Raw genomic sequence first — 12,090 nt, 5'->3', positions numbered from 1 at the left:
TCGATCCCTCCGGCGGACCTCCCGCCGGACCCTCCTCAAAGCCCAACCTGGAGAATCCCCGTGCAGACACGCAAGCTTGGAACTGAACTGACGGTCTCGGCGATTGGCCTTGGCTGCATGGGCATGAGCCATGCCTATGGCGGGCAGGATGAAGCAACGTCGATCACGACGCTCCACCGCGCCGTCGAGATCGGTGTCAATTTCTTCGACACGGCCGAAGTCTATGGTCCCTACATAAACGAGGAGCTGGTCGGCAAGGCGTTGAAGCCGTTCCGCGGCAAGGTGGTGATCGCCACCAAGTTCGGCTTCAAGATCGATCCCACTAAAAAGGACTCAAGCGCAATGTCCGGTCTCGACAGCCGGCCGGAGCAGGTGCGCGCGGTTGCCGAAGCCTCGCTGAAACGCCTCGGCGTTGACGTCATCGATCTCTTCTACCAGCACCGCGTTGATCCTGATGTGCCGATCGAGGAGACGGTAGGAGCGATGGCGGAGCTGGTGAAGGCAGGCAAGGTGCGCGCGCTTGGCCTGTCGGAGGCAAGCCCTGACATCATCCGGCGCGCCCATGCGGTGCACCCGATTGCGGCGCTGCAGAGCGAATACTCTCTCTGGACCCGCGATCCCGAGGGCGATGTGCTCGATACCTGCCGTGAGCTGGGGATCGGCTTCGTGCCGTTCAGCCCGCTCGGCCGCGGGTTCCTGACCGGCAAGATCCAGAACACGTCGGAATTCGGCGAGGGTGATCTGCGCCGCACCATGCCGCGCTTCGAGGCTGAGAATATGGAGGCGAACCTGGCGCTGGTCCGGCTTGTCGAACAGATGGCGTCGGAAAAGGGCATCACGGCGGCGCAGCTTGCTCTTGCCTGGGTACTCGCCAAAGGCGACTTCATCGTGCCCATTCCCGGCGCGCGCAAAATCCCCAATCTGGAGCAGAATGCCGGAGCGGCCGACGTCGTGCTGACCGCCGACGACGTGAAGCGCCTCGACGACATGCTGTCTCCCGACAAGATCGCCGGTGCGCGTTACGGCGGACAGGCGGCATGGACACCGCGCCGCTGATGGAACTTCGTTTCACCGAGAACGTTTAAGGAACATCCAAACGGTGAGGAAACTATGAGCGACATACATAACCCGAAGACTGACCCGGATCCCGCATCGAACACCGAGAAGGACCCGGATGACTGGGTCACCGGTGACGAGCCGATGACCGGCGCCCAGGGCTCCTATCTTAAGACCCTCAGCGAGCAGGCGAAAGAGCCCGACGCTTTCGCCGAAGATCTGTCCAAGGCCGAAGCCTCCAAGCGAATCGATGCGCTGCGCGAGAAGATGAAAATGTGAGTGTTGAGCCTTCCCCGGGTTCTGCTATCGTAGAGCCTGGGGAGGGCCTCGTCATGTCCGAAGAGCAGGCAGTGCAGTCGGTCGTGCATTCCTATCTCGATGAGGCACTATCGCCTCAACTTCGGAAAGCCCTGGTACCACTCCGAATGGTCGCCACCATGGTTGGCCATTCCGGCCTTTGTCAGGAGTCCCCTCGGCTGGGCATAGCTCGTGATCCGCCGAATCGGCCGCTCATGCCACTGGATGTTGAAGGCCCAGAGTTTTGGGAAAAAGCAGAGCGAGGCATAGGGCAGGTGATCGTGGATCCACCAGGCGAGCTTTCGCCAGTCGCCCTCCTCGCTGACATTGTCGATCAGCCAAGGGACGACGATACAGGCCGTTGCCCCCATACAGCCATCGGCATCGCGAAGATCCCAGATATGGTCCGCAGACGAGGCAGCATTGGTGGCGCAGTTCAGTCCCCTGATATTGCCGAATGCGTTGACTTCAGCTGCGCGGTAACCTGAGCGCACATGCAGCCGGCCGAATGTCGCCTGCAGCGGTTCCAGCAACTCTTCACAAAGGCGCCGCCCCGCCTCGATCGCCAGATGCGGATCGTCAGGGACATTGGCCAGGCCATAGACCGCGGCAATCTCGGAAAACAGGAAATCGCGGAAGAAGAAGTTTTCCGATAGCCTGACCCGGCCTAGCTCCTCCAGCCCCTTCATGGAATTTGGCTTGCGCACCGGCCCTTCCTTCACGATTCTTGTGAAGTTACCACGCCCGGTTGAAACCCGCAAAACCAATACCAAAAGCGAAAAGGCCGCCTTTATCCAGGCGGCCTTTGCGGGATTTGCGGCTCTCCTCGGCGATCTGCATGAGGAGAGCTACATCTATGTTCAGGACGTTCGTGCCGCATGCTATGGATATGGCGGCAGGACACAGGAATGGCGTTTCCAGCGCGCCAGTTAGGCGCGCAGAACGCCGCCGGTGACCTTGACGACATTGGCGACGATCTTCGCCGTGAGTGCCTCGAAATCCTCGTCCGTCAGCGTCTTGTCGACCGGCTGGATCAGGATCTCGATCGCGACCGACTTCTTGCCCTCGCCCACAGACGCGCCTTCGAAGACGTCGAACACGTTGACGCCCGAGATCAGCTTGCGGTCGGCACTGGTTGCGGCCTTGACGATGGCGCCGGCTTCGACGGTCGATTCCACCACGAAGGCGAAATCGCGCTTGACGGCCTGGAAGGGCGATAGCTCCAGCGGCGGCTTGGTTCGGGTCGCCTTCTTCTTCGGCTCGGCCATGGCGTCGAGATAGACTTCGAAGCCGCAGAGCGCGCCGGAGACATCGAGCGCCGACAGCGTCTTCGGATGGAATTCGCCGAACGTGCCAAGCACGATCTTCGGACCCATCTTGATCGTGCCGCAGCGACCCGGATGATACCAGGCGGGGCCACCCTGTTCGACCTGCACGTTCGACATGGGGAGACCGCAGGCTTCGATGACTGCCAGCGCATCGGCCTTGGCGTCATAGACATCCACCGGCTTGCCGCCGCCCTTGGCACCGTTCGACCAGAGGCGCCCTGCGCCGTTGATCGATGCCGTGCCGCGGCGGATACCGCCGGCAACGCGACGCTGGCCTTCCGGCGTGTCGTTCTCGTAGGTGCCGGAGACTTCGAAGATGGCCACATCGCCCAAACCCTTGTCGGCATTGCGCTGGGCAGCGGTCAGCAGACCCGGCAGCAGCGAGGGACGCATGTCCGACATATCGGCGGCGATCGGGTTGGCGAGCTTCAGCGACGGTGCGCCGCCGCCGAACAGCTTTGCCTGCGCCTCCGGAATGAACGACCAGGTGACGGCTTCCAGCATGCCGCGGGCAGCGAGTGCACGCTTGGCCGTGCGGGTGCGGATCTGCAACGTGGTCAGGATCTTGCCGTTGACGCTGCCGATGCTTTCGAGAGGCTCCGGCTTGATGTGATCAACGCCGTGGATGCGCATGACCTCTTCGACGAGATCAGCCTTGCCATCGACATCCGGACGCCAGGACGGGACCTTGACCGACACGCGTTCGCCTGAACCTTCAACCGTGAAGCCCAGACGATCGAGGATCTGGCGGCTTTCCTCCGACGAGATCTCAAGGCCGGTCAGGCGCTTGACCTCGGCGAAGGGGAAATCGACGATCTTCGGCTCATATGCCGTGTACCCGACGACCTTTGCTTCGGCAGCCGTGCCGCCGCAAAGTTCCAGCACCAGTTGCGTGGTGCGGTCGAGGCCGGGCAGCATATAGGCTGGATCAACGCCGCGTTCGAAGCGGTAGCGGGCATCGGTGATGATGCCGAGCGCGCGGCCGGATTTCGCGATGTTGATCGGGTCCCACAATGCCGATTCGATCAGAACATCGACGGTGTTCTCGTCGCAGCCGGAATGCTCGCCGCCCATGATGCCGCCGATCGATTCGACGCCGTTGTCATCGGCGATGACGACGTTGCTGGGCGTAAGCTTGTACTCGCGGGTATCGAGCGCCAGGATCGTTTCGCCTTCGCTGGCGCGGCGAACGACCAGATCGCCCTTGACCTTGGCGGCATCGAAGACGTGCATCGGCCGGCCCTGGTCGAAGGTCATGTAGTTGGTGATGTCGACCAGAGCATTGATCGGACGCAGGCCGATCGCCTTCAGGCGCGTCTGCATCCATGCCGGGCTTGCACCGTTCTTCACGCCTCGCACAAGGCGGATGCCGAAGCCGGGGCACAGGTTGTCATCATCGAGATCGATCGACAGGCCGACCGAGGTCTCGCCTTCGAGCTTGAGCTGGGGTTCTGCGCGCTGCTTCAGCGTGCCGAGGCCGGATGCGGCAAGATCACGGGCGATGCCATAGATCGAAGTGCAATCGGGACGGTTCGGCGTCAGGTTGATCTCGATCATCGGATCGTCGAGGCCGGCATAGGCGGCGAAAGAGGTACCGACCGGGGCATCTTCGGGAAGATCGATGATGCCGTTATGATCTTCCGACATGTTCAGCTCCTTTTCGGAGCACATCATGCCGTGGCTTTCGACGCCGCGGATCTTGCCGATGGCAAGCGTCACATCGATACCCGGAACGTAATCGCCCGGACGCGCAAGCGCACCGACCAGGCCGGCGCGGGCATTCGGCGCGCCGCAGACGATCTGCAGCGGCTTGCCGCCGTTCACATCTGGACCGGCATCGACGGAAAGAACCTTCAGGCGGTCCGCCTCCGGATGTTTTTCCGCCGACAGGACCTTTGCGATGACGAAGGGCTTGTAGGCTGCCTTGTCATCGACATCCTCGACTTCCAGCCCGATCGCCGTCAGGCGCTCGCAGATCTGCTCGAGATTGGCATCGGTTTCAAGGTGATCCTTGAGCCAGGACAGCGTGAATTTCATCGGTTTTCTCCTGAAGGTCTCTGCACGGTCATGGTTTCCAACCGTGGCAGGCCGTCATCGATATGGAAGAAAGGAAGCTCTTCGCGCACGTAACCGTGCACGCTGGGCGGATAGTTTTCCGGCGCATCCATGGCGCCGAGCATAAAGTAGATCCGGTCGGCGAGCCGCTCATCGGTATAGGCAATCGGTGCGCCGCAGGTCGCGCAGAAGCTGCGTTTGACGGGTGCTATGCCGTAGCTCGATCCGGTCTCGCCTGCGAAAGTCACGTCGTCGGTTTCGAACCCGACAAATGCCGCGACAGGCGCACCGGTTGCTTTCCGGCAGTCGGTGCAGTGGCAGTAACTGGCGTAGATCGGGTCAGCGATGACCTCAAAGCGGATCGCGCCGCAGCGGCAGCCGCCACGATGCACCCTCTCTTGTCGCGTGACCATCTCACTCATGGCAATTCCGTCCGCAATGGTTCCGGTTACTGGCTCAACCCACCAAACAATGTCGGCATGTCGAGCGGGCGGAAACCGTAGTGGTTCATCCAGCGGACGTCGGCATTGAAGAAGTCGCGCAGGTCCGGCATGCCGTATTTCAGCATGGCGATACGATCGAGGCCCATGCCCCAGGCAAAGCCCTGATACTCGTCCGGATCGAGCCCACCGGCGCGGAGCACATTGGGATGCACCATGCCGCAGCCGAGGATTTCCATCCAGTCGGTGCCTTCGCCGAACTTCACGATCGGGCCTGAACGGTCGCACTGGATATCGACTTCGAAGGACGGTTCGGTGAACGGGAAGAAGGATGGGCGGAACCGCATCGTCACCGACGGAACTTCGAAGAAGGTCTTGCAGAACTCTTCCAGCACATAGCGCAGATTGCCCACATGCGCCTTCTTGTCGACCACGAGGCCTTCGACCTGATGGAACATCGGCGAATGGGTCGCGTCGGAATCCTGGCGGTAGGTCTTGCCGGGAATGATGATGCGGATCGGCGGGTCCTGCGCTTCCATGGTGCGAACCTGGACCGGCGAAGTGTGGGTGCGCAGCACCTTGCGCTCGCCCTTTTCATCCGGCTGGAAGAAGAACGTGTCGTGCATTTCGCGGGCGGGGTGGCCTTCCGGGAAATTCAGCGCGGTGAAGTTATAGTAATCGGTCTCGACATCAGAGCCCTCGGCGATCGAGAAGCCCATGTCTGCGAAGATCGCAGTGATTTCATCGGTGATCTGGCTGATCGGGTGAATACGGCCGCGCTCGGCCGGAGAGGAGCGCACCGGCAGCGACACATCGAGAGTTTCGGCCTTCAGGCGCGCGTCGATCGCTGCGTCCTTCAGCATCGTCTTGCGGCTGGTGATCGCCTCAGTGACCTCGGTCTTCAGCGCGTTGATTGCGGCGCCGCGGGTCTGGCGTTCTTCCGCAGACATGCCGCCGAGTGTCTTCAGGAGCTCGGAGACGGAGCCTTTCTTGCCAAGCGCGTTGACGCGCACGGCTTCGATCGACGCCTCATCGCTGGCACCTTCGATTTCAGCCAGAAGCGAGGTTTTCAGATTTTCCAGATCGGACATGATGTGTTCCGTTGATGCTCGGACAATGAAGCGGATTCGAATGCGACTGCTGGCGGACAAAACATGAAAGCCGACAAAAGAAAAACCCGCGCCAGCTCACTGCCAGCGCGGGTTCCCCAAACTCTATCAGCTACAAGCTTGGGAAGCGCTGGTTACTTGACCGCGCTTTCAAACTCGTTCTTCGTGCCGGCGTCCTTGAGGTAGGCCAGAGCCGTCTTGGAAGCTTCGACGAGAGCGCCGAATGCTGCAGGCTCATGGATTGCCAGGTCAGACAGGACCTTGCGGTCGACTTCGATGCCAGCCTTGTTGAGGCCGTCGATGAAGCGGCCGTAGGTCAGGCCGGATTCGCGCACAGCGGCGTTGATACGCTGGATCCAGAGAGCGCGGAAGTTGCGCTTCTTGACGCGACGGTCGCGCGTTGCGAACTGACGCGAACGATCGACTGCTGCCTTTGCGGCGCGGATGGTATTTTTGCGGCGGCCGTAGAAGCCCTTGGCTGCCTTGAGTGTCTTGGTGTGCTTGGCGCGGGAAGTTACGCCACGTTTTACGCGTGCCATGTCATGATCTCCTTAAAACTGTTCCAAATCGTCGAATGAGTCTTAGAGACCGTTCGGCAGGTAGTTCTTGATAACCTTCTTGCCGTCAGGCTCAGCGAGGATCATCGTGCCGCGTGCATCGCGGATGAACTTGTTGGAACGCTTGATCATGCCGTGGCGCTTGCCAGCAGCGGCGGCAACGACCTTACCGGTCGCGGTTACCTTGAATCGCTTCTTGGCAGCCGATTTCGTCTTCATCTTGGGCATTTTGCTACTCCATAATTGTATCGGAACCACAGACGATGCGAATTCCAAGCATTTTGAACTGCCACGGCATGCCCTGCCGGACCGTTCGGACGCGCGCTTATAACCGCAGAGGATTAAAAGCGCAATGGGATAAGAAGAATGGCGTGACAACGCCGATACCCTGACCTTCTAAAGGCACGGGGCGATTGGCGTGGCGCTTACTTCGGCGCCAGCACCATCATCATCTGGCGGCCTTCGAGCTTGGGCTCGGCTTCCACCTTGGCGATTTCGACAGTGTCTTCTTTGACCTGCAGCAGAAGCTTCATGCCGAGTTCCTGGTGGGCCATTTCGCGGCCACGGAACTTCAGCGTCACCTTTACCTTGTCGCCTTCCTCAAAGAACCGGTTCATCGCCTTCATCTTCACCTCATAGTCATGGGTGTCGATGTTCGGGCGCATCTTGATTTCTTTGATTTCGACGATCTTCTGCTTCTTGCGCGCTTCAGACGCCTTCTTCTGGTTCGCGTATTTCAGCTTACCAAGATCGAGGATCTTGCATACCGGCGGATCGTTGTTCGGCGAGATCTCGACGAGATCGAGTCCGGCGTCCTCGGCCATCTTGAGGGCCTGGTCGGTCGGTATCGCACCGAGATTCAAGCCTTCGGCATCGATAAGCTGGACCTTGGGAACGCGGATTTCCCGGTTTGAGCGCGGGCCTTCCTTGACGGGGGCATCGGCTTTGAATGGTCTGCGAATGGTCGTGTTCTCCTAGATAATTTCAGCACGCAGCAACGACAATTCCTCGCTTGGCTGCAGCCGAAAGCGGAATGTCGTCATCACTGGATAGATGTCAATACCATATACGCGGGGAAAAATCACCTGCTGCAATCGTCTGACAATGTGATTTATAGATGCCCGCCTTTCAGGATGCCTCTGTTTGACGCAATCGGAGGCTGCGACGTCAAGGAGACCCACATGTCAGCGACCGCCCCATCAGACCTTATCCGCATTCCGGTTGGCACCGCAGAGACAATGCGCGAGATCGCAATTCTCGTCAGGCAGGCATCCGCTTCCAACGACAACGCGGCCTTCGTCTGGCTCGGCGGCTACCGATCGGACATGACGGGCACCAAAGCCGTCGAACTTGACGCGCTGGCCGAGACGCTCGGCGCTGAGTGCATCCGCTTCGACTATTCCGGCCACGGCGCCTCAGGCGGTGCGTTTCGTGACGGCACGATTTCCCGCTGGCTGGAAGAAGCTCTTGCCGTTCTCGACCACACAAAGCCGAAAAGCGTGGTCTTGGTCGGCTCGTCGATGGGCGGCTGGATCGCGCTTCGTGTGGCACAGGAACTGAAGAAGCGCGTCGGGTCACCCAAAGTCGAGGGAATGGTGCTGATTGCCCCCGCCCCCGATTTTACGGGGGAGCTGATCGAGCCGCATCTGACGGAAGAGCAGCGACAGTCGCTTGCTGTCAACGGCTATGTCGAGGAACCCTCCGAATATAGCAGCGAACCTGATATCTACACCCGCGACCTGCTTGAGGATGGAGCACGCAACCGAGTACTGACCGGCATTATCGAAACCGGTTGCCCCGTGCATATCCTTCAGGGAATGAACGACCGCGACGTGCCTTATGAACACGCGCTGAAACTCATGGAATTCCTGCCTGCCGACGACGTGACGCTGACGCTTGTACGTGACGGTGATCACCGCCTTTCCAGGCCTCAGGATATCGAAAAAATGAGGGGTGCAATCATGGGCCTAATAAATAAATGAGTAAATTTTGGGCTGATGCGAGAATGCAGCATTGTTAACCATAAAGCAGTTTTAATGAAGATTAACAAAACCTGAACGATTGACTTGACCCCCATTCGGCCCTTAACTTTTCGTTAGGACTTTAAGGGACGGGTCATGATGAAAGCCTTGCTGGTACGGCGCTTTGCGGTGATCCTTTTGTGCGCGCTGGTGCCTGCGGGCGCCGCAATGCCGGCTCCGCGGTCGATTGCATCGATGGTGACCGGTGACGTGACGTCGCAACCGATCGGCCATTTCGAGTTCTGCCAGCGTCTGCCCGCGGAATGTTCTCTGAAGAGCCGGTCGGCGCCCGCTCCCAAACTCAACGAAGACAGCTGGCAAACGGTTCGCCGGATCAACCTGGAAGTCAACGAGCGCTATATAGCCAAGACCGACATGGATGCTTACGGTCGGGAAGAGTTCTGGACCTATCCGACCATCTTCGCCGACTGCGAGGATTTCGCGTTGCAGAAGCGCAAGGAACTCGCCGAAGCAGGCTTCAGTTATTCCGACCTTCTGATGACGGTCGTGCGCAAGCCGGATGGAGAAGGTCACGCCGTTCTGACGCTTCGCACTGAGGATGGAGATTTCATTCTCGACAATCTTGATAACGATGTCCTGCCCTGGACAGCTACGCATTACACTTTCCTGAAGCGCCAGGCTTCGTTCAACGCAGGGCGTTGGGTCACCATCGAAAATGGCCGCGATCTTCTCGTCGGCGCTCTCCGGTAAAGCCATCCGTTCAGACGACGGTCCGCATCATCTAGCAGAAATGATAAGACCCGCCCTGCTTTGCAGCGGCGGGTCTTCTTTTTTGCTGTCGATGCGCCGGCTGCGGCGAACCGATAACCAGCGCGCTATCCGTTGCCGATCAGGATACCTGCGGCCAGGACCAGCGAGCCGCCGAACACGACCTGGAAGACAGCCTTGAAGAACGGTGTCTCCATGTAACGGTTCTGAATGAAAGCGATCGCCCAGAGTTCGAAGAAGACGATGATCGCGGCAACGATCGTGGCCGTCCAGAAATGCGGAATGAGATAGGGCAGCGTATGGCCGAGCCCGCCGATGGCGGTCATGATGCCTGAGGCAAATCCACGCTTGATGGGCGAGCCTCGACCGGAAATCTTGCCGTCGTCGTGTGCGGCTTCGGTAAAGCCCATCGAGATACCCGCACCGACCGATGCGGACAGACCGATCAGGAAGGTCGACCAGGTATCGCCCGTGGCGAATGCTGCCGCAAAGATCGGCGCCAGTGTCGAAACCGAACCGTCCATAAGGCCGGCAAGCCCTGGCTGGACATAGGTCAGGATAAACTGACGCCGGGCAGACAGGTCTTCTTCCGAACGCGTTTCCTCGGGTACGTGCTTTTCGCTGAGCATCCGGGCGATGTCTTCATGCCCGTCCTCCGCCAAGGCCAGATCGCCCAGGAGCTGCCGCGTCGAGGCATCCGATACCCTTTTGGCGGCCTCGCGATAGAACCGTGCCGCCTGGCGCTCCATCGCTTCCGTCTGTTCGCGGATCTTGTCGAGCGGCAGATTGCGCATCAGCCAGTCGGGCTTGCGGGCGTAAAATCCCTGCACATGCTCTCTGCGGATCAGCGGAATGTTCTCGCCGAAGCGGGAGCGAAACATCTGGATCAGCATGTTCTTGTGCGTCTGCTCGACCTCGGCCATGTCCTCGAACACCTTTGCGGAGCTCGGATATGCCTCTTTCAGGTTCTTCGCGTAGGAGAGATAGATGCGCGCATCCTCCTCTTCCGACGAGATGGCAAGAGCGAGGATTTCCTCTTCGCTCAGCGACAAAAACGCCCGGCGGGACCCGGGCACCAAACGAGTGAACATCGAAGCTCCTTATTAGAATAATTCTAACCTAACTTTTTTGTGTGAAAGTTCAAGTCACTCCAAACCGTGCCCTTCGATCCGTTTGAGAAAAAAATTCGCGCGCAATATTCGCAAACCAATGCTGCAGCGCAGCGCAACTTCCTGCACTTTTTACTTGCCGGTGACGAAATGATCGGATTAAGAGCAGACGCCGGTGAGGACCGGTGAAATGAAGTTACCGGCCGTCAAGGGCCAGTCAGAAAGGCATGACCCGTATGAACCGCAGACATTTCTTTCGGCAGGCAGGGACCGCCGGAATCGGCGCAGTTGCAGCCGGGGCTTTGGCCGCTCCCGCGATCGCGCAGGAAAGCCCCAAGCTCACCTGGAGGATGACATCCTCCTTTACCAAGAACACCGACATCCTCTGGGCCGCATCCACCGATATCGCGCAAAGCGTCAAGGAAGCGACGGACGGCAACTTCACCATCCACACATTCGCGGCCGGCGAAATTGTGCCCGGCCTTCAAGCGGCAGACGCTGTTTCCAACGGAACCGTCGAAATGGCGCATACCTGCTCCTACTATTACATTGGCAAGGATCCGACATTCGCGCTCGGCACGTCGGTGCCCTTCGGTCTCAATGCCCGCCAGACGAACTCCTGGTTCTCGATCGGCGGGGGCAACGACCTGCTCAACGAATTCCTCGGCAATTACAATCTCTATGCGCTGCCGGCCGGCAATACGGGTGCCCAGATGGGTGGCTGGTTCCGCAAGGAGATCAACACGATCGACGACCTGAAGGGTCTGAAGATGCGCATCGCCGGCCTTGCCGGCCAGGTGATGACCAAGCTCGGCGTCACGCCGCAGCAGATCGCCGGCGGCGACGTTTATGCGGCGCTCGAAAAGGGCACGATCGATGCGACCGAATTCGTCGGTCCGTATGACGATCAGAAGCTCGGCTTCGTGAAGGTCGCGAAATACTACTACTACCCGGCATGGTGGGAAGGCGGCCCGGCCGTCCACGCCTTCTTCAACCGCGACAAGTTCAACAATCTGCCGAAATCCTATCAGCGCATTCTGAAAGATGCCTGCGCCAACGCCAACATGAACATGCTGGCGCGCTACGATGCTAGCAACGCCAAGGCGCTGCGTCAGCTGGTGTCGGAAGGTGCCGTGCTGAAGGCCTTCAACCAGCAGATCCTCGATGCCAGCTATGCGGCGGCGCAGGAAACCTACGCGGAGCTCACGGCCAAGAACGCCGCCTTCAAAAAGATCTACGACAGCCAGCAGGCCTTCAAGAAGGATGCCTACCTCTGGGCGCAGATCGCCGATTACACCTACGACACGTTCATGATGATCCAGCAGCGCAACGGCAAGCTTTGATCATCAAGCGCACCTGCTCGATCGAGAACCCCGGCCCAGCCCGGGG

General features: G+C 59.6%; 14 protein-coding genes. 6 read left to right on the top strand and 8 right to left on the bottom strand.

Annotated elements, in window-relative coordinates:
- Positions 1-60 precede the first annotated feature (60 nt).
- Entirely contained in the window at positions 61-1,056 is a 996-nt protein-coding gene (locus ACQY1K_RS01095; RefSeq protein ID WP_430258070.1) for an aldo/keto reductase, read from the top strand.
- 54 nt (positions 1,057-1,110) lie between these two features.
- The gene (locus tag ACQY1K_RS01090; RefSeq protein ID WP_062454087.1) at positions 1,111-1,335 is read left to right on the top strand and encodes a DUF3072 domain-containing protein; all 225 of its coding nucleotides are present in this window, start codon (positions 1,111-1,113) and stop codon (positions 1,333-1,335) included.
- A gap of 107 nt (positions 1,336-1,442) precedes the next feature.
- Here the strand turns inward: ACQY1K_RS01090 and ACQY1K_RS01085 are convergent, their stop codons facing one another.
- Complete coding sequence (locus ACQY1K_RS01085) at positions 1,443-2,060, bottom strand: hypothetical protein (RefSeq protein ID WP_430258068.1); 618 nt, start codon at positions 2,058-2,060, stop codon at positions 1,443-1,445.
- Here ACQY1K_RS01085 and ACQY1K_RS01080 point away from each other — a divergent pair.
- Positions 2,053-2,286 carry a hypothetical protein gene (locus ACQY1K_RS01080; RefSeq protein ID WP_430258067.1) on the top strand — a complete coding sequence of 78 codons (234 nt, stop codon included), beginning with the start codon at positions 2,053-2,055 and terminating at the stop codon, positions 2,284-2,286. The two genes, ACQY1K_RS01085 and ACQY1K_RS01080, sit on opposite strands and share 8 nt — an antisense overlap.
- On the opposite strand, the gene pheT is transcribed toward ACQY1K_RS01080, so the two are convergent.
- The 6 genes from pheT to infC form a co-directional block, all read right to left on the bottom strand.
- Entirely contained in the window at positions 2,283-4,718 is a 2,436-nt protein-coding gene (pheT, locus tag ACQY1K_RS01075) for a phenylalanine--tRNA ligase subunit beta (RefSeq protein WP_430258066.1), read from the bottom strand. The genes ACQY1K_RS01080 and pheT overlap by 4 nt on opposite strands.
- A complete protein-coding gene (locus ACQY1K_RS01070) occupies positions 4,715-5,158 on the bottom strand; it encodes a GFA family protein (protein WP_430258065.1) in 444 nt (147 codons plus the stop codon). The genes pheT and ACQY1K_RS01070 overlap by 4 nt, the downstream gene beginning before the upstream one ends.
- A 26-nt stretch (positions 5,159-5,184) precedes the next feature.
- Positions 5,185-6,267, bottom strand: a complete 1,083-nt coding sequence (pheS, locus tag ACQY1K_RS01065) for a phenylalanine--tRNA ligase subunit alpha (protein ID WP_062454092.1) — start codon at positions 6,265-6,267, stop codon at positions 5,185-5,187.
- A 152-nt stretch (positions 6,268-6,419) separates the two neighbouring features.
- The gene (gene rplT, locus ACQY1K_RS01060) at positions 6,420-6,824 is read right to left on the bottom strand and encodes a 50S ribosomal protein L20 (RefSeq protein ID WP_062454093.1); all 405 of its coding nucleotides are present in this window, start codon (positions 6,822-6,824) and stop codon (positions 6,420-6,422) included.
- 42 nt (positions 6,825-6,866) lie between these two features.
- Positions 6,867-7,070 carry a 50S ribosomal protein L35 gene (gene rpmI, locus ACQY1K_RS01055; protein ID WP_046793986.1) on the bottom strand — a complete coding sequence of 68 codons (204 nt, stop codon included), beginning with the start codon at positions 7,068-7,070 and terminating at the stop codon, positions 6,867-6,869.
- Between the two features lie 197 nt (positions 7,071-7,267).
- Positions 7,268-7,804 carry a translation initiation factor IF-3 gene (infC, locus tag ACQY1K_RS01050; RefSeq protein WP_062454094.1) on the bottom strand — a complete coding sequence of 179 codons (537 nt, stop codon included), beginning with the start codon at positions 7,802-7,804 and terminating at the stop codon, positions 7,268-7,270.
- A 219-nt stretch (positions 7,805-8,023) separates the two neighbouring features.
- On the opposite strand from infC, the gene ACQY1K_RS01045 reads away from it, so the two are divergent.
- Positions 8,024-8,824: an alpha/beta fold hydrolase gene (locus ACQY1K_RS01045; RefSeq protein WP_113167008.1), complete on the top strand. Its 801-nt coding sequence runs from the start codon at positions 8,024-8,026 to the stop codon at positions 8,822-8,824.
- Between the two features lie 135 nt (positions 8,825-8,959).
- Positions 8,960-9,574 carry a transglutaminase-like cysteine peptidase gene (locus tag ACQY1K_RS01040; RefSeq protein WP_430258064.1) on the top strand — a complete coding sequence of 205 codons (615 nt, stop codon included), beginning with the start codon at positions 8,960-8,962 and terminating at the stop codon, positions 9,572-9,574.
- A gap of 125 nt (positions 9,575-9,699) precedes the next feature.
- Here ACQY1K_RS01040 and mbfA read toward each other — a convergent pair whose 3' ends face one another.
- The gene (gene mbfA / locus ACQY1K_RS01035; protein ID WP_430258063.1) at positions 9,700-10,683 is read right to left on the bottom strand and encodes an iron exporter MbfA; all 984 of its coding nucleotides are present in this window, start codon (positions 10,681-10,683) and stop codon (positions 9,700-9,702) included.
- Positions 10,684-10,937: 254 nt separating this feature from the next.
- Here mbfA and ACQY1K_RS01030 point away from each other — a divergent pair, with 254 nt between their 5' ends.
- Complete coding sequence (locus tag ACQY1K_RS01030) at positions 10,938-12,044, top strand: TRAP transporter substrate-binding protein (protein WP_325263836.1); 1,107 nt, start codon at positions 10,938-10,940, stop codon at positions 12,042-12,044.
- The last annotated feature ends 46 nt before the right edge of the window (positions 12,045-12,090 follow it).

This window comes from Neorhizobium sp. IRS_2294 (assembly GCF_050500145.1).
In the GTDB taxonomy this organism is placed as follows: Bacteria; Pseudomonadota; Alphaproteobacteria; order Rhizobiales; family Rhizobiaceae; genus Neorhizobium; species Neorhizobium soli.
The sequence above is the reverse complement of the archived record's forward strand: the minus strand, read 5'-3'. Positions and strand labels throughout refer to the sequence as shown.